Genomic DNA, 24,331 nt, shown 5'->3' with positions numbered 1-24,331 from the left:
GTCCGGACTCCGGGGCGTGAACACCGCGCGTTCCCGCGCCCCCGCTAGGCTCCGACCGTGATCCCTCGCTGCGCTCGGTCAACGGTTCGTCGCCCACTCGGCTTCGAGCAAGCTCGGGCGCTCGCTAGGCTCCGACCGTGAGCGCTGGACTCTTCGGACTTCTCGACGACATCGCCGCCCTGGCTCGTCTGGCCGCGGCGTCGCTGGACGACGTCGGGGCCGCGGCCGGGCGGGCGAGCGTCAAGGCGGCCGGCGTGGTGGTCGACGACACCGCCGTCACCCCGCAGTACGTCTCCGGCGTCGCCTCCAACCGCGAGCTGCCGATCATCAAGAAGATCGCGATCGGCTCTCTGCGCAACAAGATCCTCTTCATCCTTCCCGCGGCCCTGCTGCTCAGCCAGTTCGCCGAGGGGCTGCTGACCCCGATCCTCATGGTCGGCGGCACCTACCTGTGCTTCGAGGGCGCCGAGAAGGTCTGGGAACGCCTGCACCAGACCTGGGGGTCCGGCCACCACCAGACGATCGAGGAGACGGCGCAGAACTTCGAGGGGGACGCCGCCGCGGAGGCCGAGAAGACCGTCATCTCGGGCGCCGTCCGCACCGACTTCATCCTCTCGGCCGAGATCATGGTGATCGCGCTCAACGAGGTCTCCCACGAACCGTTCGTCTCCCGCGCCCTGATCCTGGTCGTGGTCGCGCTCGGCATCACCGCGCTGGTCTACGGGGTGGTCGCCCTGATCGTGAAGATGGACGACGTCGGCCTGCACCTGGCCGGCAAGTCCTCGGCCGCCGTGCAGAAGCTCGGCCGCGGTCTGGTCACGGCGATGCCGCGGCTGCTCTCGGTGATCGCCACGGTCGGCGTCGCCGCGATGCTGTGGGTCGGCGGACACATCCTGCTGGTCGGCCTCGACGACCTCGGTGTCCACGGCCCCTACGAGCTCGTCCACCACCTGCAGCACGAGGTCGAGCACGCGGTGTCGTTCGGCGCGGCCGTCCTCGGTTGGCTGACGAACACGATCGGCTCGGCGATCCTCGGCATCGCCGTGGGTGCGGTCGTCGTGGTGATCATGCACCTGCTGCCGCTCAAGAAGCACGGCGCCGGGCACTAGTCAGGGCACGAGCTCAGGGCACGAGCTCAGGGCCCGGACAGCCCCAACTCCAGGTAGCGGGCGGCGAAGGTCCCCGTCGCGAGCAGGGAGGCGTACCGCGCGACCTCGCCGTCCGCCTCGGTGGTCACCCGCTCGATGCGGACTCCGTTGGCATCGGCCTGGGCGCGCAGCCGGTCCCGGGTCTCGGTCACCATCGGGTCCTCCGAACCGTCGTCGAGAACCACCAGCGACGGTCGCAGGTCGGCGACCTCGTCGGCGAAGGGGTCGGCGAAGACGTCGACCGGCGCCGCCGCCCCGAGGACCGGCAGCAGGTGCTCGGCGTCGGCGGCCAGGGCGGCCCGCCCGGTGGCGCGGCGGATCGACTCGGCCACCCGGCGTCCGGCACGCGCCGCGAGCACGGTCCCGCCCCAGATGACCGGGCTGGTCTCGGCGATGCCGCTGGCCAGGATCTTGGCCGGGTTGGTGGCCAGGTCCCGGTGCGGTCCGCAGGCAACGGCCACGTCGTCGAGCGCCTTGGCCACCACCTCGGGGTCGGTGTCCGGACCGAGGTGGATGCGGTCGAGGAGGTCCAGCATGACGGTCGCCGTGGCGAGCTGGTCGCCGGTGACCGTCGGCAGCAGCGTGGAGTAGCGCCCCGGCACGTGCCGGCCCACCAGGGAGTCCTCGGGGGTGGCCACCACCAGCTGGCAACCGCGGCGGACGGCCTCCGCGACACCGGCCGCCGTCCCGGGGTCGGTGCCGTCGGGAGCGAGCACGACGACCAGGTCCAGGGCACCGGCCCACCCGGGCAGTCCGGCTCCGGGCCAGGCCACGAACGGGACCGGGCAGGTCGGCTCGAGGACCGCGCGCAGCAACCGGGAGTCCGGACCGGCGGCGACCACCGCGCGCGGCGGGGTGTCGGCGAGCCGGGACACCGCGGAGAGCAGCGGTTCGGCAGCGGAGACCGCTTCCCGGCGTACCCGGGCGCCGGCCTCGGCCAGGTGGCGCAGGTCGGGCTCGGCGAGCCTCAGCGCGTCGGTGTCGTCGAGCAGTCCGTCGTCGAACACGTCGGGCTCAGGAGGGCCGTCGGGCTTCGTCGACCAGGAGCACCGGGATGTCGTCGCGGACCGGGTAGGCCAGCCCGCAGCCGGTGCAGGTCAGCTCGTTCGCGGCGTCGTCGACGGCCAGGCCGGCGTGGCAGGCCGGGCAGACGATCAGGTCGAGCAGCTTCGGGTCGAGGTTCATCGTGATCTCCCAGGTCGTGGTCGAGAGGTCAGGAACGGATCGCGGCGAGGACCTCGTCGCGGATCCGCTCCATCGTCCCGGCGTCCTTGCCCTCCGCGTTGAGCCGCAGCAGGGGCTCGGTGTTGGACGCCCGGACATTGAACCACCAGTCGTCGTGCACGACGGAGAGGCCGTCGAGGTGGTCGGTGGTAACTCCGGGGCGGGTGCTCCAGTCGGCCTCGATCGCGTCGACCACTGCCTGCTGGTCGGCGACCTCGGAGTTGATCTCACCGCTCGCGACGTGCCGGCTGTACGGCGCCAGCACCTCCGACAGCGGGGCGTCGGTCTCGGCCAGCGCGGCCAGGGCGTGCAACGCGGCGAGCATGCCGGAGTCGGCGCGCCAGAAGTCGCGGAAGTAGAAGTGGCCCGAGTGCTCGCCGCCGAAGATGGCGTTCTCCTCGGCCATCGTGGCCTTGATGAACGAGTGACCCACGCGGGTGCGGACCGGCCGGCCGCCGAGCTCGGTGACGATCTCGGGGACGGCGCGGGAGGTGATCAGGTTGTGGATGATCGGTGCTCCCGGCTCCTTGGCCAGCTCGCGTGCGGCGATGAGCGCGGTGAGCACGCTCGGGCTGACCAGGTCGCCCTTCTCGTCGACCAGGAAGCAGCGGTCGGCGTCGCCGTCGAAGGCCAGACCGATGTCGGCACCGTGCTCGCGTACGGCCGCCTGCAGGTCGACCAGGTTCTCCGGCTCGATCGGGTTGGCCTCGTGGTTCGGGAACGTGCCGTCGAGCTGGAAGTAGAGCGGCACCACCTCGGCGTCGATCTGGCCGAGCACGGCCGGCGTGGTCAGTCCGCCCATGCCGTTGCCCGCGTCGACGGCGACCTTGAGCCGGCGACCGGTCACGGGCGCGAGCTGCAGCAGGTAGCTCGCGTAGTCCGCCAGCAGGTCGGTCTCGTCGGTGCGGCCCGGGGTCTCGGCCGTCAGCGTCTCCTCCGAGGCGACCCGGTCGCGGATCTCGGCGAGCCCGGTCTGCATCCCGATCGGGGCCGCGTTGACCCGGCACATCTTGATCCCGTTGTACTGCGCCGGGTTGTGGCTGGCGGTGAACATCGCACCGGCGCGGCCGAGGTGCCCCGAGGCGAAGTAGAGACCGTCGGTCGAGCAGAGCCCGATCAGCGTGACGTCGGCTCCGGCCTCGTTGGCGCCCTCGGCGAACGCCCGTGCGAGCTCCGGGGACGAAGGCCGCATGTCGTAACCCACCACGATCGGGTCGGTGCCGATCTCGGCGACGAACGCGTTGCCCACCCTGCGGACGAGGTCGGCGTTGATCTGGTCCGGGACGGTGCCGCGGACGTCGTAGGCCTTGAAGAAAGCGTTCAGGTCGGTCGACATGGGTCGAACCCTAGTCGTGGGTCGGACGCAGGCTGCGCAGGTGTCCCCTCCGGGTGCCTTCCTGCATCTCGAACGGCTCGCGGCTGACGGCCACCGGACGCGGCTGCGCGGCCTCGCGGACCGCGTCGGCGAGCGCGAGCAGGTCGTCGCTGGAGTGCGCGTGCGGGTCGTCGTGAACCAGGCGCAGGACCTCCCAACCACGGGGCGCGCTGAGGCGCTCGCTGTGCTCGACGCACAGGTCGTAGGCGTGCGGCTCGGCGTACGTCGCGAGCGGGCCGAGCACAGCGGTCTGGTCGGCGTACACGTAGGTGAGGGTGGTCGCCGCAGGGCGACCACACGCGGTGCGCGAACAGCGGCGGCTCAGACTCACGCAGCAGAGGCTACCCGCAGGACGGGGCCCGGGAGATTAGGCTCGCGGCGTGCCAGAAACCTCAGAGTCGCCCGACGCCGCCGAGCCGATCGCGGTGGCGATCTCCGGCGCCGTCACCGGTCCGGGCCGGCCGGCCCGGACCCGGCGACGCGACCGGCACGACCGCGGCATGCGCGGTCCCGCTTTCGGTACCAGTCCGCTGGTGCCCGGGGGCGTCCCGGCGGCGCAGACCCGGTCCGAACGGTTCGACGACATCGCTCTGCGGGTGATGCGTGCGGTCGCCTCCCGCTGGGTCGAGCAGCTCGGCGACGTCGAGCTGGCGGTCGAGGAGGTCCCGATCATCGGGCAGAACTGGGCCGCAGGCAGCGTGCCGCTGGCGACCTACGTCGACCGCAAGGGCGCCGCCGCACCCCGGCTGGTGCTGTTCCGACGGCCGCTGGAGCACCGCGCCGAAGGTGCCTTCGAGCTGGAGGCGCTGCTGCTGACGGTCGTGGTCGAGCAGTTCGCCGAGGTCCTCGGCCTGCCGGCCGAGGACGTGCACCCGGGGTACGAGGCTCCCTGAGCTACCAGCCGAGGCTGACCTGCGGAAGCAGCACGGACCTGCGTGACGGCATCACGCCGGCACCGGTCACGCCTGCCTTGCCGAGGACCGAGAACCCGGCGACCGCGTCGACCCGGTCGGCCTCCAGGCTCACGTAGCGGGTGCCGGCCGGCAGCGCCACCGGGACGCTGGTGCGCGCTGCCACCTTCACGGCGTCGTCGAGCAGGGTCTCGCCGCCGCTGCCGTGCGCCGTCACCTGGACCGTCGAGCCCTGGCGCAGCGACGAGAGCACCAGCTGCCCCTTCCCGTCCGGGACGGCGAACGCCGTGCTGCCCCGGATCAGCCGGACGCCGGTCGCGTAGGAGGTGTCCCCGGCCTTGACCGATCGGAGGGTCGCGGTCACCCGCTGCGCGGAGGTGATCCGCAGCGCGAGCGGCGTGCCGTCGATGACCGAGGCCATCGGCAGCGTCTGGACCGACTCCGGTCCGACGATGAACTCGCTGAGCGCCTCGGGGGTGAACGTGCCCGTCGCGCCGATCACCGACACCTTGACGATCGCCTCGACCGGACCGGGGTTGACCACCACCAGGGTGGAGGCGCCGCGCTCGGGCGGAATGCCGGCGATCGTGGTCGACCGTCCCGGCGAGGACTGGGCGGGCAGCCACTCGGTGGCGGTGTCGCCCACCGCGCCCGGCGAGAACCGGTCCACGGCGGAGACCGCGACCAGCCCGCGGCGCGCGATGATCTTGACGGCGAGCTCGCCGACCGCCGGAGCGGTCTTCGCGAGGTCGATGACCTTGTGCCCACCGGCGGGGACCTGCACGTCGGAGAAGTCCGGCGCCTCGACCGGGCCGTCGGGGCCGAAGACCTCGATGTCGACGCTGGCCTCACCGGCGCGCGGGTTGCTCAACGTCAGCACGGTGTCGTGGGTGACCGCCGCGCCGCCCGCCCCGACGAACCACCACCGGGCCCGGGGCTCGGGACAGGGTAGCCAGGCCAGCGATGTCGCCGTGCTCGCCTGCTGCCCGGCGAAGGCACCGGTGGCGACGTCCCGCCCGGCGACGAAGGTGACCGGCTGGCGCGGATCGACCGGCACCGTCTTCGCGGCGGCGAGGCCCTCCTTGACGCTGCCCGACCGGGTGCTCGCGCCCTCGATGCCCCCGGCGCAGCTGAAGGTGCGTCGATCCAGCTGGACCCGCGACGGGTCCTCGACCGGTCGGCCGATCCCGCGCGGCGTCGTCCCGGCCAGGGTCAGCATGCCCACGGTCAGCCCGACGACGACGAGCCAGAACATCACGATCCGGCCGGGGTTCGTGCGGGTCGCGGCGCGGCGGCTGCCGCCGGCGGGGGCGGGGGCGGGGCTCGGGGTCGTCATCGGCGCCGCCGGTCGGGAGCCGCGAGCACCAGCGCGGTGATCAGGGTGAGCACGCTGACCGCGACCCAGAGCGGGCGGGTCAGGGCACGGTCGCTGTCGACACCCTTCAGGCTCGGGTCGGGCTGCACGGCCCAGGTGCGCGACCCGGGCGCCGGCGCGCTGGCGTCGAGGAAGCCCGGTGCTGCGTCGAGCCCTCCGCTCACCACACCGGCGACCGGGGCCGGTGCGTAGACGTAGCGCACGCCGTACGACGCGAGCAGGTCGGCGTCGTCGGTGCGCGCGGTCGAGAGCAACCTCTCGACGAGGGCGCGGAAGCGGCGGTCCGGCTCGGTCAGGGCGAGGACGCCGTCGTCGCCGAGACGCTGCGGCCCCGACCGCAGCAGCTGGTACTCGATGCCGGACTGCAGTCCACCGGTGATCCGCAGGACCCCGACCTCGTTCGTGTCCAGGGCCAGCTCCTTGATGTACGTCGGGAGCTCGGTGGTCGCCGACCGCTGCACCGGACCCTCGTCGACCCGTGCCAGCCACCAACCCGTGGCGAGCACGGGCGCCGCCAGTGCCGCCGCGCAGGTCAGCGCCGCGACCGGCTGCCGCCAGGTGAAGCTGGCCTCGGAGAACAGCTTGACCGCACCGTCGGCGGCGATCGCGGCCGCGACGATGAAGCCACCCTGGACCAGGATCAGCAGGAAGCCGGGCCACGGCCGGAAGTCGACCGGGACGCCGGGCAGGGTGACCGGGACGCGGGAGGTGGCCGCGAGCACGGTCGCGCTGGCCAGCACGACCGCCCACGCCTGCAGCACCCGCGGGCGGGTGTCCGGCCGCAGGAACGCGAGCAGCGCGGCGAGCGGGAGCCCGACCCCGAACCAGGCCGGCGCCTCGATGACGCCGGCGCTGCGTCCCAGGACGAGGTCGAGGAAGGTCGGGGACGACGGGAGCGCCGCGGCCCGGCCGGCCTCGACCAGCCAGGCCCCGGGGACGCTCAAGGTCGCGATCGCCCACGGCAGCACCAGGAGGACCGGGACGACCAGCACGACGACCAGCTCCCGGGACCGGGGCTGGAGCAGTCCGCTGATCACCGCGAACAGCAGGAGCAGGGCCAGGACGATCAGGGCAGGCGGGACGAAGGCGATCAGCAGCCCGGCCAGGACGGCCGTGCGCCAGGCCGAGCGCCAGCGGCGCACCTCCGGGGTGTGTCCGCTCTCGGACGGGACCGTGACGACCAGGCCCAGGGCGGCGGTGACCAGGTAGGGCAGCACGGCCGCACCGACGACGGTGCCGAGCCGCCCTTGGCTGACGGCACCGGAGACCACCGGCATCAGCGCGAAGGTGGCCGCACCCCACAGGGGCGCCCACGGGCCGGTGCAGATCCGGCGGAGGAACCGCAGGGCGCCGAGGAAGGCGACCGGCACGGCGAGCACGAAGACCGCCACGACGACGAGCTCGGCCTTGCCGAGCAGCGCCGTTCCGAGCAGCGCGAGCGGGAACAGGTACGCCGGCCCCGGCGCGCTGGACCCGGTGCCGAGGTCGTGCTGCCACCCGCCCCACAGCTGCCACCAGTGCGAGACGTGCTCGGGGACCGGGAGCAGCGCGCCACCGTGCAGCGGGCCGGCGCCGTCGAGGAACGACCGACCCGCGACCACGGCGAGCAGCAGGGCCCACAGCGCGGGGGCGCGCAGCAGCCGGGTGAACCAGGGCGTCTCCTCGGTGACGCCGGGCGGACGGCGCCGTTCGGCCTGCTCGCGCAGGCTGGCGGCGATCGCGACGCCCACGTCGGTGACGTAGTCCAGGCCGTGCCGGTAGGGCAGCCAGAACGGTGCCAGCAGCGAACGGATCTCCTGGTGGGTCACCGTCGCGCCCTCGGCACGCCCGCGACGGGCCCGCAGGATCCGGCGCGGGTGGCTGAAGATGTTGAGCAGAGCGGCGACCTCGTCGGCGGCCTCCCCGGGCGCGCGGACGAGCAGCAGACCGAGGGCTCGCAGCAGACCGCCGAGGATCATCCGGGCCGAGCGGAACGGGATGGTCCAGCCGGGGCTGTTGACCAGCAGCGTGTACTGGGCGCCCTCGCGGATCTGTCGGCCCGGGTGCTCGACGAGCTCGGAGTCGCGGCGGCCCTGCCGGGACGCCTCCACGTGGAACATCACCGCGTCGGGGACCACCCGGGTGGCGTAGCCGGCGCGCGCCACCCGCCAGCCGAAGTCGATGTCAGTGCCGAAGACGGGCAGGAACTGGTCGAGTCCCACCTGCTCGAGCACCTCGCGGCGCACCAGCATGCCGGCAGTGTTGACCGCCAGCACCCGGTGCGGCTCGTCGTGCTGACCCTGGTCGTACTCGCCACGCTCCAGGCCGGTCTCGCGCTGCCCGGTCCCGGTCAACGTGACGCCGACCTCGAGCAGCCGCTTCAACGAGGGCCACTCCCGCAGCTTCGGGCCGAGGACGGCGACCTCGGGGCCGACGCTCGCAGCCGTCTCCAGCAGGGTGGCGAGGCACTCCGGCGACGGGTTCGAGTCGTCGTGGAGCAGCCAGATCCACTCGTCGGGCTGGGCCGGCGCGGCGTGCGCGAGCGCCACCCGGATCGACTCGGCGTACGGCGTCCGCGGGTCGAGGCGGAGGGCCGGGGCACCGATCGTGCGCTCCAGGAGGGCGACCGAGTCGTCGGTCGAACCGGTGTCGACGGCGACGATCGCGTCGATCTTGCGCGTCGACGCAGCCAGGCCGGCGAGCACCGCTGGAAGCCAGCGAGCACCGTTGTGGCTGACGAGGAGCGCGGTGACCTTCACGAGGGGTCAGCCTAGGACCTGATTCCCAGCCCCAGAGAATCCAGACGTCGTCAAATCGTGTGCCCTGCAAGGCTGAGGAGCGCAGGCGGCCTCAGAGCGAAGCGGCCGCCAAGCGACGAGAACGCGGCGGGGTGCGCGATTTCACGGCGTCTGGCTCAGACTGCGCGCTTCTTGAGCTTGCGCCGCTCCCGCTCGCTGAGCCCGCCCCAGATGCCGAAGCGCTCGTCGTTGCCGAGTGCGTACTCCAGGCAGTCCCCGCGGACGTCGCAGGTCAGGCAAACACGCTTGGCTTCGCGGGTGGAACCACCCTTTTCCGGGAAGAACGCCTCCGGGTCGGTCTGAGCGCACAGGGCACGCTCCTGCCAACCGCTCTCGTCAGCGTCCCCCTCGAGCAGATACAGCTCGCGCACGATGTTCCCCTTCGACCCAGCAACCCTGACGGGTTGCGATGTTGTGTGAGAGTGACCTTCCTCACCGACGTGCGTCGGAGTTGAAAACCACACTGATGTGATTACATGCCTGTCGTACCGGTGAAGTCAAGCCCCGGTCTGCTATTGGAATCCTCCGAGGGACACACTTCTGCCATGACGAACGACGTTCCGAACCGGATCACGGTCCTCTCCGGAGGCGTCGGAGGCGCCCGCTTCATCCAGGGCGTGCTCCGGCTGATCGAGAGAACGGGTTCCCCCACCGAGGTCACGGTGATCGCCAACACCGGGGACGACATCTGGGTCCACGGCCTCAAGGTGTGCCCCGACCTCGACACCGTGATGTACACGCTCGGCAACGGCATCGACCCCGAGCGCGGGTGGGGACGCACCGACGAGACCTGGCACGCGAAGGAGGAGCTGGCGGCGTACGGCGTGGAGCCGACGTGGTTCGGCCTCGGCGACCGCGACCTCGCCACCCACCTGGTGCGCACCCAGATGCTCGACGCCGGGTTCGGCCTGACCCAGGTCACCGAGGCGCTCTGCAAGCGCTGGCAGCCCGGGGTCCGGCTGCTCCCCATGTCCGACGACCGGATCGAGACGCACGTCGTCATCGACGACCCCGACACAGACGAGCGCCGCGCCGTGCACTTCCAGGAGTACTGGATCAGGCACCAGGCGAACGTCCCGGCGTACGCCGTGGTGCCGATCGGCGCCGAGGAGTCCCGGCCCGGACCCGATGTGCTCGCCGCCATCACCGACACGGACCTGCTCATCCTGCCGCCCTCCAACCCGGTCGTCTCGGTCGGCACCATCCTGGCGGTACCCGGCATCCGCGACGCCGTGCGCAGCACCTCGGCGCCGGTCGTCGGCGTCTCGGGCATCGTCGGCGCCGACCACGTCCGCGGGATGGCTCGACAGCTGCTCGGCATCATCGGCGTCGAGGTGTCCGCCGCGGGCGTCGCCGAGCACTACGGGGCACGCGCCGCCGAAGGCCTGCTGGACGGCTGGCTCGTCGACACCGTCGACGCCGGCCTGGTCGAGCGGATCGAGGACGCGGGCATCCGGGCCCGGGCCGTCCCGTTGATGATGACCGACCACGACGCCACCGCCGACATGGTCGCCGAGGTCATCGCCCTGGCCGGGCTGTGAGCATCGAGGTCTTCTCCCCCGACGGCATCGGTGAGGTCACCGCGGGTACCGACCTGGCCGCCCTGTGCGCGCCGTACGTCGCGGACGGTGACGTCGTGGTCATCACCAGCAAGGTGGTCAGCAAGGCCGAGGGCCGGGTCGTGGCGGTCGACCGGGAGGACGCGATCCGCGCCGAGACCGTCCGGCTCGTAGCGCGCCGCGGGCCGACGAGCATCGTGGAGAACCACCTCGGGCTGGTGATGGCGGCGGCCGGGATCGACGCCTCGAACGTCGAGCCCGGCAAGCTGGTGCTGCTGCCCCTGGACCCGGACGCGTCCGCCCGCCGGATCCGTGAGGACCTCGCCGCGAGCACCGGGTACGACGTCGCCGTGCTGATCAGCGACACCGCCGGTCGCGCGTGGCGGCACGGTCAGACCGACATCGCGGTAGGGGCGGCCGGCCTCGAGCCGATGGTGTCCTTCGACGGCAGCACCGACTCCTACGGCAACCCGCTCGCGGTCACCGCGCCGGCGGTCGCCGACGAGATCACCGGGATCGCCGAGGTCGTCAGCGGCAAGCTCGGCGGGCGTCCGGTCACCGTCGTCCGCGGTCTCGCCGACCGGGTGCTCCCCCGCGGCCAGCACGGGCCCGGTGCTCGCAGCCTGGTCCGCGAGGTCGGGACCGACATGTTCGGCCTCGGCAGCCGCGAGGCGGTCACCGCCGCCCTGGCCGGACGCGACCGCACGGCCTTCGGCGCCCCTGCACTGGTCGGCGACCTGGTGGCCGCGCTGACAGAGTGCGGCTTCGCGGTCACCGAGCTCGACGGGCGGCTGGAGGTCGCCGCTCCGGCGACCGACGTGCGCCTCGGAGCGCTGCTGTTCGCGTTCGGCTGGGCCCCCGCTCCCGGGTCAAACGCGGACACGTCCACATCTCTTGCTCCGCTTTCGTAGACTTCCCCTCGATCCGACCGCCGAGCCAGAGAGCAGCCCCGTGGCCAAGAAGAACCAGAAGACCAACGAGCGTCGCGCGATGGTCGAGCAGATGCGCAGCGAGCAGGCTCGCAAGGAGCGCACCCGCAGCCTGCTGATCCTCGGCGCCTGCATCATCGTCGTCGGTGCCCTGATCGGCTCGGCCGCGTTCGTCGCGATCAAGGACAGCCGCGACAAGGACGCCCTGGCGAAGAAGAAGCTGGCCTCGATCGGCAAGACCGAGTCCGCCGCGGGCTGCGACCCGATCAAGACCACGAAGACCGACGGCCAGCAGAACCACATCCCCGACGGCACCCCGATCACCTACAACGACGCGCCGCCGTCGTTCGGCAACCACCGGCCGTCGCCGACCGCGTTCGGTCGTCCGTTCTACTCCGCCGACCGTCCCGAGGTCGCTGCCCTGGTGCACAACCTCGAGCACGGCTACGTCATCGCCTGGTACGACGAGACGGCCGCCAAGGACGACAAGCAGATGGACCAGCTGAAGGCCATCGCCGAGAAGTTCCAGAACGCCCAGGGTCGCTTCATCGCCGTCCCCTGGTACACCAAGGAGCACGACGGTCTGCCCGCCGACGGCAAGGCCTTCCCCGACGGCAAGCACATCGCCCTGACGCGCTGGTCCGCCGACGCCGAGAACCCCGGCGACACGTCGAAGCAGGCCGGCAACTGGCAGTACTGCACCTCGGTCAGCGGTGGCGTGATGGACGCGTTCTTCAACAAGTACACCAACGAGCAGAGCCCGGAGCCGGGTCAGCCGCTGGTGTAGCGGCTATCGAGCAGCTCGGTCATCGAGCCTGCCGAGATGTGGTGACGTGGGCGCAGAGCCTCACCCCGTCTCGGCAAGCTCGACGACCGGAGTTGTCGACGACCGGGGCTGTCGCGGACCTGCTACACGAGGTCGGTGCGGCCGGCGGCCTTGAGGGCCTCCACGATCGCCTTGACCTCCTGCGCGTGCGCCGTGGTCGTCACCAGCAGCGCGTCGCCGGTGTCGACGACGACCACGTCGTCGAGGCCGAGCACTGCCACGGTCCGGTCCGTCCCGGCCACCACGAGGCCGCTGCTGTCGCGCGACACGACCCTGCCGGCATCGCCGAGCACCTTGATGCCTTCGGCGCCGTCCAGGAGGCTGCTGAGCGCCTCGAAGTCGCCGATGTCCTCCCAGCCGAACGACCCGGGAACGACGGCGACCTTGCCCGCTGCCGCCGCCGGCTCGGCGATGGCGTGGTCGATGGCGATCTTCGCGAGACCGGGCCACAGCTCGGCGAGGCGCTCGTCGAACTTCTCGGGGTCCGCGGCGATCGCACGCAGGTCCCGGGCGAGATCCGGCAGCTCGCGGGCGAGCAGGTCGAGGACGACACTGGCGCGCGCGACGAACATGCCGGCGTTCCAGCGGTAGTCGCCGCTGGCGACGTACGCCGTGGCGGTGGCGGCGTCGGGCTTCTCCACGAACGCGGCCACACCGTGCGCGGAGGCGAAGTCGCTCAGCCGGTCGCCGAGCTTGATGTACCCGAAGCCGGTCGACGCGAAGTCGGGCTCGATGCCGATCGTGACCAGGGCGCCGGTCCGCGCGACCTGAGCGGCCTCGGTGACGCAGGCGCGGAAGGCCTCGGGGTCGGCGATCACGTGGTCCGCGGCGAACGAACCGATGACCGCATCGGGGTCACGGCGCTCGATGATCGCAGCGGCGAGGCCGATCGCGGCCATCGAGTCGCGCGGGCTCGGCTCGGCGATCACCTGGTCGGCGGGAAGCGCGTCGAGCTGACCGCGGACGGCGTCCTGGTGCGCGACACCGGTCACCACGAGAAGCCTGTCGCCGACGAGCGGCTCGAGCCGGTCGTAGGTGCCCTGCAGCAGGGTGCGGCCGCTCCCGGCGAGGTCGTGCAGGAACTTCGGTGCCCCTGCGCGTGACAGCGGCCAGAGACGCGTCCCTGCGCCGCCCGCCGGAACGATTGCCCACAACTGCTCATCCATGGGCGTCATCATGCCAATCAGCCGCAGGCTGATGGAGCCGACCCGTCGGTTTGCCGCAGGCAGGTCCATGAGCGCAGCGAACAGGACCTGCCTGCGGGAAAGCGACGTGTCGGCGAACCTGGCAGGGTGTGCACGTGCCCACGACCTTCCCCGAACTCCTGACGAAGCGCCTGCGTCGCGACCCCTCCGCCCCGTTTGTGACGTTCTACGACGACACCACCGGCGAGCGGACCGAGCTGTCCGTCACGACGTACGCGAACTGGGTGTCCAAGACCGCCAACCTCTTCGTCGAGGAGCTCATGCTCGACCCCGGTGACGACCTGCACGTCGACCTGCCGCCGCACTGGCTCGGCGTCGTCTTCCTGGGTGGCCTGCTCTCGGCCGGGTTGCGCCTCGACGACTCGGCCCCGGTGGCGATCGTCGGCCCGACCGGTCTCGAGGTCGGCACCCGGGCCGCCACCACGATGGCCTGCGCGCTGCACCCGTTCGCGACCCGCTTCAGCGAGCCGCTGCCCGAGGGCGTCCTGGACCACGGCGTCCTGTGGGCAGGTCAGAGCGACGTGTTCTCGCCGGACGACCCGACCGACCTCGGCGAGCCGCTCGCCGACGACCGTCGGGTGATCACCGACGTGAACCCGCTCTCGGACGCCGGCCGCGACCTCGTCGTCGGCCTCCTCGCCGGCAGCGGCTCGATGATCCTGGTCGTGGGTGCCGACGACGACCAGTGGACCGCCCACTCCCAGAGTGAGCGGTCCACCGCTGCCGTGCGGGCAGGGAACTGACGGCCTCAGCCGAGCAGCTGGTAGCCGGCGAACCCGGTTGCCACCCACACCCGGGGGGCGAACCCACCGGATGTCTTCCCCGGGAGCAACCAGAGCGTGCCGGATCCCTTCTCCCTGGCCAGCAGGTCCGCGACACCGTCGCCGTTGGCGTCCCCCACGCCGACGTAGGTGTCGTACACGGGCGTCGCCGTGCCGTTCGCCGCCCGCAGGGCGGTGCCCAGCGCGCCTCCTGCCAACGGCACGAACGAGCCGTCGGACGAGGTGAACGCCGCCCCTCGGGGCGACCACGCGGCGCTCCCGATCTGGTTGAACGTCCGCAGCGATGCCGGAGCGAGTGTGGGGGCCTTGAAGGCCTTGGTGCCGTTGCCGGGGAAGATCGTCAGCGGTCCCGAGCCGATCTTCCCGATCAGGTCCGGGAAGCCGTCGCCCGTGACGTCGCCGACCGCGGCGAGCCGGTTGACCGACTTCCAGCCGAGACCCAGCGAGCGCGGCTGGCCGAACTTCCCGTTGCCCAGGCCCGGGTAGAGGCGCAGGGCGTTGCCCTCGGAGAGGCGGACGACGACGTCGGACTTGCCGTCCTTGTCCCAGTCGCCGACGCTGAGGATCTGGGTCGCGGCGGGGACCTTGAGGTTGCTGGGGAGCGGCGCGCTGATGTTGCGCCGACCGTTGTTCGGGACGACGACCAGACGACCCGCGGCGTCCCGTCCGACCGCGTCCGCTGCCACGGTCCCGACCATCGGTGCCATCGTGATCTTGGTGAGGCCGCGCAGGCTCTCGAACGGCCCGTACGTCGTGCCGACCCGGCCGTTGCCGAGACCCGAGCGGATCCGACCGAGGCCGGTGCCGGTGTCCTTGACGACGATGTCGGCCTTCTTGTCCCCGGTCAGGTCTCCCCAGCCGAGCAGCGCGCTGACCGGCGCGGCCAGCGCCCCGAGGCGGACCGGCTTGCCGAGCTTGGTGCCCTTCGCGGCACCCGGGACCAGGTACAGCGTGCGGTCTCCGGAGACGACCATGAGGTCGGCCTGCTTGTCCCCGTTGAAGTCACCGACACCGGCCGTCTTCGTGTACGGCCAGGACTTCTTGAGCACCACCGGCGGCGCGAACGTGCCCTTGCCCAGACCGCGGTAGAGCAGGAGCGCGCTGGTCTTCTTGTCCACACCGACGACGTCGTTCCTGCCGTCGCGGGTGAAGTCCTTGACCCCGACGATGCTCTTGACCCGGTCGAAGGCCATCGTGCGGCCGACGCCGGCCCGCGACACGTGACCCGCGCCGTCGCCCGGGAAGACCCGGACGGCGCCGGACTTCTTGATCTTGCCGACCACGTCCGCCTTCCCGTCCCCGGTGAGGTCGCCGGCGGCCGCGATGATGCTGAGGTCGGACCAGCTGCCCTTCGAGATGATCGGGCCGGCGTAGGACAGGACGCCCTCGGTCGGCACCACCGAGATGACTCCGCTGGCCGACTTCACGATCAGGTCCGCCCACGCGCTGCCGGCCAGGTTGCGGCGTACGGGCAGGGTCAGCCTGGGCTGCGGCACTGCCGCGGTCGGCTTCGCGGTCGGGGCGACCAGGCCCTTCGGAGCCGCGATCACGGCCCGGTTCACCGGGTCGACCGGGACCTGGGCCTTGTTCTGCAGCGTCTGGGCCGCGACCCGGATCGAGGGGATCTTCGCGTACAGGTACTTGCCAGGGCACGCTGTCTTGCCGACGTCACGGTGCCCGTTGATCGCGAAGAGCTTCTTGCCCTTCACGGTCAGGCCGGAAGCGTCCGCGCGGATGTTGTAGAGCGACAGCTTCCAGGCGAAGAGCTTGGCGTACGCGTCGAGCACGGCCTGCGGCGGCTGGGCGATGTCGAAGTTGCCGATCGCGGACATCGCGAAGGCGTACTCGTTGTAACCCAGCGTGTGCGCCCCGACGACCGCGCGGTCGACTCCGCCGTAGCGGCCCTCCCAGATGCGGCCGAAGCGGTCGACCAGGTAGTTGTAGCCGATGTCCGACCAGCCGCGGGACTGCGTGTGGTACGCGTAGATGCCGCGGAGCAGAGCCGGTACCTGCTCGGCGGTGTAGTTGTTCGCGTTCACCGTGTGGTGGATGAAACCGGTCTGCACGGTGCCGTAGCGCAGCGAGCTCTTGTCGCGGAGCTTCTCGTTGGCGCCCCACTGGGCGCGGGAGTAGATCGTCGGCTTCGGGGCGACCTTCATTGCCGCCAGCTCGAGGTCCGACGAGGCTGCGGCCCCATCCCCATGGGTCGCAGCCCCGTCGGTTCCCTCCATCCCTGCCGTCGACTCGATCGGCGCGGAGCTCGTTGCGTCGCGATCGGAGGCAGGAAGTTCTGCGGTGTCGATGGCGGCCGGTTCCTTCGTGACCGCCGCGGTGCCCGGGTCGATGACCGCGAGCTCGAGGTCGTCGGGAGCGGTGCCGTCGGCGGTCTCGGCGCGCATCTGCACCGCGTCGACGTCGCCGATGACGACGGCGTCCGTGCCGGGACGGGTGGCCCGCTCGGCCTCACCGGTGCCTGCGTCCGGTCCGTGCTCGTCGTGGTACGCCGCGGTCGTCCACCCCGACCAGGCGCCGTTCTTCCTCGTGCGGACCTGCACCTCGATGTCGTCCTCGGCCAGGTCCTCCCCCGCCTTCCAGGTCACGCCGACGGTCGCGTAGCCGTGCACCTTCTCCGGCTTCGAGACCGCAGCGAGCGTTCGCCCGGCGTCGGCCTTCTTCGCGGGCGCCTGGGCGCGCTTCCTCGCCGGAGCCTTGACCGCGACCGGCGCGACCTTGATCTCCCGCACCTTCGGCGTCACCGCCTTGGTCGCCGCGTACCCGTCGGTGACGTCGATCGCCGGCGCCATCCCGAGCGCACCTCCGTCCACGACCGGTGACTCGTTCTCGGGCGCCACGATCTGCAGCGTCATCACCCCAGCAGCCGACAGACCCACGGCCACCACGACAGCCGTGACCAGGATCTGCTGGCAGATCGTGATGTAGCGAGCTCGGAACGTACGCATTCAAGGACTCCAGTGTGAGGGGGAAGTGATTCACACGAGTCCCAAGAGTCACATTAGTAACAGCCCTTAGCAATACATTCTTTTCAATTACAACCTTGTAATTCCTCTAATTACAACCGTGTAATTAAATGCATTCCCAGATCTGGACAGAAATGCAGCAGCGACCACTACATACATCGGCACAGACACTACGGGCATGAGGCAGCGACGGAAGGGCGCACTCAGGTCGTGGGCCGCGGAGCCCGGCGGCGTCGTGGATGGGCCTGGCACCCGTGAGCGCAGCGAACGGCTGGTTGGCGCCGCCGGGATTCGCGGCACGCGGCCAAGGTGAGGCGAAGGGCGAAGCGGACTTTAGATGTCCGCCCCGAGCTCCTCATCATCGTTCCCGTCAACACCGATCTCGTCCTCGACATCGTCGTACTGCAGGTAACGGATCCCCGCCTCTACATCACCGTCGAAGTTCAAGTGCCCCGACTCCAGCACCAGCACGCGGTCGCACATCGCGCGCACCGACGCGGTCGCGTGGCTGACGTAGAAGATCGTCGTTCCCTGCTGGCGGATCTCCTGCATCTTCTGGACGCACTTCTTCTTGAACGGCCGGTCCCCCACCGCGAGGACCTCGTCGGCCAGGAAGATGTCGGCGTCGACGTGGATCGCGATCGAGAACCCCAGGCGCGCGTACATGCCCGAGGAGTAGTGCGACACCGGAGTCTCCAAGAACTTGCCGATGTCGGCGAACTCCACGATGGCGTCGAACTTGCTGTTGATCTCGGCCTCGCTCATGCCGAGGATCGCACCGTTGAGGTAGAGGTTCTCGCGGCCGGTGAGCTGCGGGTGGAACCCGGCACCGGTCGCGATCAGGCCGGCGATGCGTCCGCGGGTGCGGATGGTGCCCTGGTCGGGGCTCATCACGCCGTTGATCAGCTTGAGCAGGGTGCTCTTGCCGGACCCGTTCAGGCCCATCAGACCGATCGACTCGCCCTGCTCGATGGTAAAGGACACGTCGTTGATGGCCTGGAACTGCTCCTTGAGCGGCAGGCCCTTCAGGGTCGCCACCGCCATGTCCTTCAACGAGCGGTGGTACTGCATCGTGAAGTCCTTGGTGACGTTGCGCACCACGATCGATTCAGACATCACAAACGCTCCGGGAACTGCGGCTCGAGCCGCGTGAAGAACTTCTGGGACAGGTAGACGAGGCCAGCCGAAATGACCAGCATGATCAGGCCGCGCTCCCACATGTCGGGCGGGAAGTGCGCGTCGAGGAGCTTGCCGTCCGGGTCGTCGAGCGTCGGGTACCAGAGGAACCGCTGCAGCAGCAGGATCGCCTCGGCCAGGGGGTTGGCCATGTAGAGCTGGTAGATCACCGGGTGCGAGTCCTGCAGCTTCGCGATGAACGAGAACGGGTACATCATCGGCACCATGAAGTGCAGGAACTGGGTGAACGTGGCGACGATGTTCTGGAAGTCCTTGTAGAGCACGTTCAGCGCGGAGAAGAACAGCGTCGCGGCCATCGCGAAGAGCAGCAGGATCGCGAAACCGAGGAGTCCGGCAGCGATCGCGGCGAAGGAGAAGTGCCACCCGACGATCGCGCAGCAGACCAGCAGGATCAGGATCTGCGGGCCGGTGTGGTACATCGCGACCACCATCGAGGCGACCGGGAAGATCTCCCGCGGCATCCGCATCTTCAGCAGCAGGCCGCGGTTGGACCGCACCGAGGCGGTACCGGTGCGCCAGGTCTCGCTGAAGTAGCTGACCATCACCATGCCGGAGAAGAGGTGCAGCGCGAAGTTAGGGGTGTTGCCGCCGTGCGTCTTGAGCACGACACCGAAGACGAAGAAGTAGACCCCGAAGCGCATCGCCGGCTGGATGTAGGACCACAGCAGACCGAGCACCGAGGCGGCGTACTGCTGGGCGAGCTGGCGGCCGACGATCAGGCGCAGCAGGTAGCGCTGCTGGAAGACCTCCGCGATGCCACCGCGCGGCGACGGGTCGACGAGCTCGGCGTTGACCACGCGGACCTGCTTGGGACCGTCGAGCGCCGGCGGAACCGGCATCGAGTCGGCCTTCTTCTCCATCACCTTGCGAGCGCGCCGGGCCGCGTTGAAGCGACGGCCCTTCTCGTCGGTCTTGTTGCGCTTCGCCGCAGTGTTCGCGGCGCGGTCTGCTGCCTTGCTCACGCGTTGTCCTTCGTCGACTCCAGGAACGTCTTCTCCCAGACCTCGGGGGAGGTGATCTCACCGAGGGCGCCGCGGTACTCCTGGGCCAGCCGCGGCCACTCGCGGTGCAGGCGCTGGTGGATCTCGACCGTACGGCGGAGCAGGTCGCGGAACTGCTCGGGCTGACGCCGGTAGAACGCGGCCGAGGTGCCGTCCGGCATGCTCACGATCGCGGAGTCGAGCTTGGCCAGGTGGTACCAGCGGGCGTCCATCGCGGGCAGGTTCGCCTGCGGGAACTCGCGCGAGAGCGGCTTGGCGGGCCGGAACTGACGCACCGCGCCGAGGCCGGCCGAGACCAGCTGTGCCTTCAGGCCGAGGATCTTGGAGTAGTCGGTGCGCTTGCGCGGCTTCTCCAGCCGGACCTCGGGGAAGGCCTCCCGGTGCGGGGCCAGGGTCGCGTCGTCAAAGCCCTTGCGCATCTCGCGGACCTCGCCCAACCGGGTGCCGAGCTTGCCGTGGAGCTCGTGCGGACCCTTGAACACGTCCTCGAGCGCCTGCAGCCGCATCTCCACGACCGAGTACTGCATCGCGATGAGGTGCTTGACCTGCTGGTTGAAGCTCTCGCGGACCATCCGGCCGCCGTGCTGGAACGGGGAGTGCAGCAGCGCCGCGACGAACCTGTTCCGCTGGTGGAAGAACGCCTGCCAGTCGAGTGCGTCGTTCTTGTCGGTCCACGGGACGTGCCAGACAGCAGCCCCCGGCATGGACACCGTCGGCACTCCGGCCGCCTGGGCGCGCAGGCCGTACTCGGAGTCGTCCCACTTGATGAAGAGCGGCAGGCTGAGCCCGATCTCCTTCACCGTCGAGAGCGGGATCAGGCACATGAACCAGGGGTTGAAGTCGACGTCGACCCGGCGGTGCAACCAGCGGGTGCTGCGCAGGTTCCGGGCGCCGAAGTCCCACTGGGTCTCCAGGTAGTCCGGCGAGGTCCACCAGAAGCGGTACCGGTTGACGATCTCGCCGAAGCTGTGCAGCTGCGCCTTGGAGTAGATCGAGAACATGTGGCCACCCACGATGGTGGGGCGGCGCGCGAGGTCACCGAAGGTGATCACCCGCAGGATGCTCTCGGGCTCGGCGACGATGTCGTCGTCGAGGAAGAGCACGTACTTCGAGCGGTCGGACTTCAGCGACTCGAATTGCGCCCTGGCGAAACCGCCGGACCCACCGATGTTGCCCTGCTCGATGATCCGCAGCTTGGTACCGAGGGCTGCCTCGGCCTTCGCGAACGCCGGGTCGTCGACGACCTTCTTGGTGCCCTGCTCCATGACCAGGACCTCGTCGACGACGCTCATCACGTCGGGGTCCTCGCCGATCTGCGCAAGGAGCTCGGAGCAGAAGTCCGGGCGGTTCATCGTGGTGATGCCGATGGTCACCGAGCCGGCGGCGATCCGGTCGGCCGGCACGGCGGCGCTCCAGGTCGCTTCCTCGATGACGGCCTCGGCATCGGCCGTGGCGACGTCGAACCAGTACCAGCCACCGTCGACGAACGCGGTCAGCGGCAGGTCGAAGGACGCGGTCGCCGCGCCCTCGGACTCCGAGGTCCACCCGTCGACCCGCTGCGAGCGCCCGTTGGCCATCGAGCGGTAGACGGTGACGCTGGCGCCCAGGCCGCGCACGGTCACGTCGAGCCGGACCTCGTCGACGATCGTCCAGCGCTGCCAGTAGCTCGCCGGGAAGGCGTTGAAGTAGGTGCCGAGCGAGAGGCGGCTCGAGTGCTCGACCTTGAGCCGGAACCGGTCGAGGATCGCCTCGGGGTGCAGCGTCGTCCCGGCGGTGGTCGCCTGGCGCGCTGCGGTCTTGTTCATCTCCTGGGCGCGCTTGCTCGCGCCGACGCTGTCCCGGTCGGCGTCGAGGACGGCCGCCTCGGTGTCGACGTACAGCGGGACGACGTCGAGGTCCCGGTCCGCCGGCAGCACGAACCGCTGCAGGATCCTGCGCTCGGTCCCCTGGGGCTCACTCACCGTCTACTCCTCCGGACTTCAGCTCGGCACCGTCGGCGAAGTGCGGCTTCAGCTTGTTCTCGTACATCGAGAGTGCCGACCCGATCGCCATGTGCATGTCGAGGTACTTGTAGGTGCCGAGGCGACCGCCGAACAAGGTCAGCGGCTCCTTCTTGGCCAGGTCCCGGTACTTCAGGAGCTTCTCGCGGTCCTCGGCGGTGTTGATCGGGTAGTACGGCTCGTCGTCCTCGGTCGCGAAGCGCGAGTACTCGTGGACGATCACCGACTTGCCGGGCAGGTGGGTCTTCTCCCGCTCGGGGTGGAAGTGCTTGAACTCGATGATCCGCGTGTACGGCACTTCCTGGTCGTTGTAGTTCACGACCCCCGTGCCCTGGAAGTCGTCGACGTCGACGACCGACTCCTCGAGGTCGACCGTGCGCCAGGACAGGCGGCCCTCGGAGTTGCCGAAGTACTCGTCGACCGGCCCGGTGTAGACGATGGGGACCTTGCCCTGGAACTTCTCGCGGACGCCGTTGGAGGCGTCGAAGAAGTCGGTGTCGAGACGGACCTCGATGTTCGGGTGGTCGGCCATCTTGGTGAGCCAGGCCGTGTAGCCCTCGGTGGGCAGGCCCTCGTAGGTGTCGGAGAACCAGCCGTTGGCGAAGGTGTACCGGACCGGGAGGCGCGTGATGATGTCCGCGCTCAGCTCCTTCGGGTCGGTCTGCCACTGCTTGGCGGTGTAGCCCTTGATGAACGCCTCGTAGAGCGGGCGCCCGATGAGGCTGATCGCCTTCTCCTCGAGGTTCTGCGCGGCGTCGGTGTCGAATTCGGCCGACTGCTCCGCGATCAGTGCCCGGGCCTCGTCGGGGGTGTGGCTCTTCCCGAAGAACTGGTTGATGAGTGCCAGGTTCAGCGGCAGCGAGTACACCTGCCCCTGGTACTTGCCGAAGACCTTGTGCCGGTAGTCGGTGAAGGTGGTGAAACGGTTCGCGTACTCCCACACCTTCTCGTTGGAGGTGTGGAACAGGTGCGCGCCGTACTTGTGCACCTCGACGCCGGTCTCCGCGTTGCGCTCGGAGTAGGCGTTACCGCCGATGTGGTGCCGACGCTCGACGACGAGGACCTTGAGGTCGAGCTCGTTCGCGCAGCGCTCGGCGATGGTCAGTCCGAAGAAACCGGATCCGACGATGACGAGATCGGGGTCCACACACACTCCTTGATGCCCAGACATGCACAGTCAGACTTCCCGTCGCGCGGGAAGCCCGAGCCAGTCTAGCCGCGAGCCTCGCCGGTCCGGTTCGCCAACAGGCGACGGTAGGCGACCTTTCTCACACCCTCGGGAACCAGCCGGTAGCCCCCGCGCACGGCGACGTTGCGCACGAACTCGGTCCGTGAGGTGATTCCGAGGCGCCGGAAGCGCCGCTGGAGGGCGATCTCGCTGCGCAGCAGACTCGTTCCGCCACGACGGGCGTAGGCACCGTCGCCGACCCGGTAGTAGACCAGCGGCTCGGCCAGGTTCGCCGGTACCGCGCCACCCTCGACCATGCGGGTGAAGAGAAGGTAGTCCTCGAGCAGGGCCATGTCGGTGTAGCCGCCGGCCGCCAGCACGGCACTGCGCCGGTAGACCACGGTCGGGTGGTTGAAGGGGTCGCGGAAGCGGATCACCCGACGGATCTCGTCCGGATCCGTCGGCGGCGTCCGGGTGCCGACGACGTCCTCGATCGACGAACCGAACTCGATGAGGCCCGAGCCGACGATGTCCGCGCCGGCCTCGATGAGCGGCAGCTGTCGCGCGAACCGGTCAGGACGGCTGACGTCGTCGGAGTCCATCCGCGCCACGACCTCGTGGCTCGACGCGGCGAGTCCGGCGTCCAGGGCAGGACCGAGCCCCAGGTTCTCCGCGAGCTCGAGGTGCTTGACGGGGATCGGGCTGGTCTCGACGATCCGGGCGATCTCGGCGGCCAGGGCGGGCGGGACCGGTCCGTCCTGGACCAGCACCACCTCCGCCGGTGCACGCGTCTGCCGTTCGGTCGACGATACGAACGCGTCGCGCAGGTACGCCGGGTCGTCGCCGCCGTACGTGCTGATCAGCAGGGAGAACGGCAACGGTTCCGCCGCGGGAACCGGGACGGGGCGGGCCGTCGCCAGCACCGCACCGTTCGTGCGCGGCCGACGCAGGCCGGCGATCAGACCGCGACCGAGCGCACGGCGCAGGGTCTTCCGGTCGCTGGAGGACCGGAAGGTGCGCACCCAGCGCCGCGCGGTGGCGGCGGAGTACAGACCGCGCTCGGGCAGCGAGAGCCCCCCGGAGCGGGAGAACACCCAGAGCTTGTTGCGGACCTCGAAGTAGAACCGCTCCCCCGGATCGACATCGGTGGAGCCGAAGACCTTGGTCTTGTGCACCACGAGGCTGGAGGGGCACGAGAGGCCGACGCCGTCGCGGATCAGCCGGGTGGAGTACTCGAAGTCGTCGTTCCACAGGAAGTAGTCGGCCACCGGCAGGCCACGCTCGCGGATGGTGGCGGCATCGCACATGATCGAGACGAAGGAGGCCGACCGGACCGGGAAGGCCCCGACCGTCGCCGCGGCGGCCTTCTCCTCGGCAGTGGCCCCGGGCTTGGCCCGGGGCGTGTTCATCGGGTGGTCGCGACCATCCGTCCAGACGACCCGGCTCGCCAGGACCGCCGGGCGCTCACCGGGGTAGTTCTCCCACGCAGCGACCAGCTCGGCCGCGGCGGTCGGGGTGGGGACGGTGTCGTCGTCGAGCAGCCAGACCAGGTCGGGGTGGTGGTTGAGCGCCTTCTCGACGCCGACGGTGAAACCCCCGGCGCCTCCGGTGTTCTCCTGCAGCCGTACGACGTCCAGGCCGTCCCCGAAGGAGGACCCGAGCAGGCCGGCGGTGTCGTCGGTGGAGTCGTTGTCGACGACGACGATCGCCGCCGGGAGGTGCGTCTGCGCCCGCAACGCCTCGATCGACTCGACCAGCAGGTCGCGTCTGTTCCAGGTCACGACCACGGCGACCACACGAGTTTCCGGGTGGGTCTCCGGGCGGGCCCCCGGGGTCACGGGACCGGAGGCAGACGCAGGAGGCACGACGAGAACCC

At 70.4% G+C, this 24,331-nt stretch carries 20 protein-coding genes; 6 read left to right on the top strand and 14 right to left on the bottom strand.

Translation table 11 applies throughout. From position 1 onward, the window contains the following. Window positions 1–137: 137 nt before the first annotated feature. Window positions 138–1,109, top strand: a complete 972-nt coding sequence (locus tag ABIE44_RS14820) for a DUF808 domain-containing protein (protein ID WP_209715972.1) — start codon at window positions 138–140, stop codon at window positions 1,107–1,109. A gap of 26 nt (window positions 1,110–1,135) precedes the next feature. Here ABIE44_RS14820 and ABIE44_RS14815 read toward each other — a convergent pair whose 3' ends face one another. The 4 genes from ABIE44_RS14815 to ABIE44_RS14800 are packed head-to-tail and all read right to left on the bottom strand — an operon-like array spanning window position 1,136 to window position 4,078. Beyond that, entirely contained in the window at window positions 1,136–2,155 is a 1,020-nt protein-coding gene (locus ABIE44_RS14815) for an SIS domain-containing protein (RefSeq protein WP_209715975.1), read from the bottom strand. Between the two features lie 7 nt (window positions 2,156–2,162). Next, window positions 2,163–2,333, bottom strand: coding sequence for a Trm112 family protein (locus tag ABIE44_RS14810; protein ID WP_209715978.1), 171 nt, complete (start codon window positions 2,331–2,333; stop codon window positions 2,163–2,165). A 28-nt stretch (window positions 2,334–2,361) separates the two neighbouring features. Continuing rightward, entirely contained in the window at window positions 2,362–3,708 is a 1,347-nt protein-coding gene (locus ABIE44_RS14805) for a phosphomannomutase/phosphoglucomutase (RefSeq protein WP_209715981.1), read from the bottom strand. 10 nt (window positions 3,709–3,718) lie between these two features. Next, window positions 3,719–4,078, bottom strand: coding sequence for a DUF3499 domain-containing protein (locus ABIE44_RS14800; protein ID WP_209715983.1), 360 nt, complete (start codon window positions 4,076–4,078; stop codon window positions 3,719–3,721). Between the two features lie 49 nt (window positions 4,079–4,127). Between ABIE44_RS14800 and ABIE44_RS14795 the strand changes: the two genes are divergently transcribed. Then, the gene (locus tag ABIE44_RS14795; RefSeq protein ID WP_354438110.1) at window positions 4,128–4,640 is read left to right on the top strand and encodes a metallopeptidase family protein; all 513 of its coding nucleotides are present in this window, start codon (window positions 4,128–4,130) and stop codon (window positions 4,638–4,640) included. A gap of 1 nt (window position 4,641) precedes the next feature. Here ABIE44_RS14795 and ABIE44_RS14790 read toward each other — a convergent pair whose 3' ends face one another. From ABIE44_RS14790 to ABIE44_RS14780, 3 genes are all read right to left on the bottom strand, one after another. Continuing rightward, entirely contained in the window at window positions 4,642–5,994 is a 1,353-nt protein-coding gene (locus tag ABIE44_RS14790; RefSeq protein WP_209715986.1) for a DUF5719 family protein, read from the bottom strand. Beyond that, complete coding sequence (locus ABIE44_RS14785; protein WP_209715989.1) at window positions 5,991–8,771, bottom strand: glycosyltransferase family 2 protein; 2,781 nt, start codon at window positions 8,769–8,771, stop codon at window positions 5,991–5,993. Before ABIE44_RS14785 ends, ABIE44_RS14790 begins: the two co-directional genes overlap by 4 nt. A gap of 155 nt (window positions 8,772–8,926) precedes the next feature. Then, window positions 8,927–9,181 carry a WhiB family transcriptional regulator gene (locus ABIE44_RS14780; protein WP_123233133.1) on the bottom strand — a complete coding sequence of 85 codons (255 nt, stop codon included), beginning with the start codon at window positions 9,179–9,181 and terminating at the stop codon, window positions 8,927–8,929. Between the two features lie 174 nt (window positions 9,182–9,355). On the opposite strand from ABIE44_RS14780, the gene cofD reads away from it, so the two are divergent. From cofD to ABIE44_RS14765, 3 genes are read left to right on the top strand one after another with little or no spacing between them, the layout of a single operon-like run. Beyond that, window positions 9,356–10,351 carry a 2-phospho-L-lactate transferase gene (gene cofD, locus ABIE44_RS14775; protein WP_209715992.1) on the top strand — a complete coding sequence of 332 codons (996 nt, stop codon included), beginning with the start codon at window positions 9,356–9,358 and terminating at the stop codon, window positions 10,349–10,351. Then, a complete protein-coding gene (gene cofE / locus ABIE44_RS14770; RefSeq protein WP_209715995.1) occupies window positions 10,348–11,280 on the top strand; it encodes a coenzyme F420-0:L-glutamate ligase in 933 nt (310 codons plus the stop codon). The genes cofD and cofE overlap by 4 nt, the downstream gene beginning before the upstream one ends. 40 nt (window positions 11,281–11,320) lie before the next feature. Further along, entirely contained in the window at window positions 11,321–12,085 is a 765-nt protein-coding gene (locus ABIE44_RS14765) for a DUF3105 domain-containing protein (RefSeq protein ID WP_209715999.1), read from the top strand. A gap of 122 nt (window positions 12,086–12,207) precedes the next feature. On the opposite strand, the gene ABIE44_RS14760 is transcribed toward ABIE44_RS14765, so the two are convergent. After that, a complete protein-coding gene (locus ABIE44_RS14760; protein ID WP_209716002.1) occupies window positions 12,208–13,290 on the bottom strand; it encodes a mannose-1-phosphate guanylyltransferase in 1,083 nt (360 codons plus the stop codon). 134 nt (window positions 13,291–13,424) lie between these two features. Here ABIE44_RS14760 and ABIE44_RS14755 point away from each other — a divergent pair, with 134 nt between their 5' ends. Beyond that, on the top strand, window positions 13,425–14,072 hold the full coding sequence (locus ABIE44_RS14755; RefSeq protein ID WP_209716006.1) for a TIGR03089 family protein: 648 nt from the start codon (window positions 13,425–13,427) through the stop codon (window positions 14,070–14,072). A gap of 5 nt (window positions 14,073–14,077) precedes the next feature. Here the strand turns inward: ABIE44_RS14755 and ABIE44_RS14750 are convergent, their stop codons facing one another. The 6 genes from ABIE44_RS14750 to ABIE44_RS14725 form a co-directional block, all read right to left on the bottom strand. Then, complete coding sequence (locus tag ABIE44_RS14750) at window positions 14,078–17,071, bottom strand: FG-GAP-like repeat-containing protein (RefSeq protein WP_209716008.1); 2,994 nt, start codon at window positions 17,069–17,071, stop codon at window positions 14,078–14,080. Between the two features lie 351 nt (window positions 17,072–17,422). Further along, entirely contained in the window at window positions 17,423–18,205 is a 783-nt protein-coding gene (locus ABIE44_RS14745) for an ABC transporter ATP-binding protein (RefSeq protein ID WP_209716011.1), read from the bottom strand. Further along, window positions 18,205–19,248 carry an ABC transporter permease gene (locus tag ABIE44_RS14740; protein WP_209716014.1) on the bottom strand — a complete coding sequence of 348 codons (1,044 nt, stop codon included), beginning with the start codon at window positions 19,246–19,248 and terminating at the stop codon, window positions 18,205–18,207. The genes ABIE44_RS14745 and ABIE44_RS14740 overlap by 1 nt, the downstream gene beginning before the upstream one ends. After that, on the bottom strand, window positions 19,245–21,248 hold the full coding sequence (locus tag ABIE44_RS14735; RefSeq protein WP_209716017.1) for a glycosyltransferase: 2,004 nt from the start codon (window positions 21,246–21,248) through the stop codon (window positions 19,245–19,247). Before ABIE44_RS14735 ends, ABIE44_RS14740 begins: the two co-directional genes overlap by 4 nt. Continuing rightward, window positions 21,241–22,434 (bottom strand): UDP-galactopyranose mutase, encoded by a 1,194-nt coding sequence (gene glf, locus ABIE44_RS14730; RefSeq protein WP_354438106.1) that lies wholly within the window; start codon window positions 22,432–22,434, stop codon window positions 21,241–21,243. The genes ABIE44_RS14735 and glf overlap by 8 nt, the downstream gene beginning before the upstream one ends. A gap of 65 nt (window positions 22,435–22,499) precedes the next feature. Further along, a complete protein-coding gene (locus tag ABIE44_RS14725) occupies window positions 22,500–24,320 on the bottom strand; it encodes a glycosyltransferase family 2 protein (protein ID WP_354438104.1) in 1,821 nt (606 codons plus the stop codon). Between the last annotated feature and the right edge of the window lie 11 nt (window positions 24,321–24,331).

The organism is Marmoricola sp. OAE513, from assembly GCF_040546585.1.
Taxonomy (GTDB): domain Bacteria; phylum Actinomycetota; class Actinomycetes; order Propionibacteriales; family Nocardioidaceae; genus Marmoricola.
The sequence above is the reverse complement of the archived record's forward strand: the minus strand, read 5'-3'. Positions and strand labels throughout refer to the sequence as shown.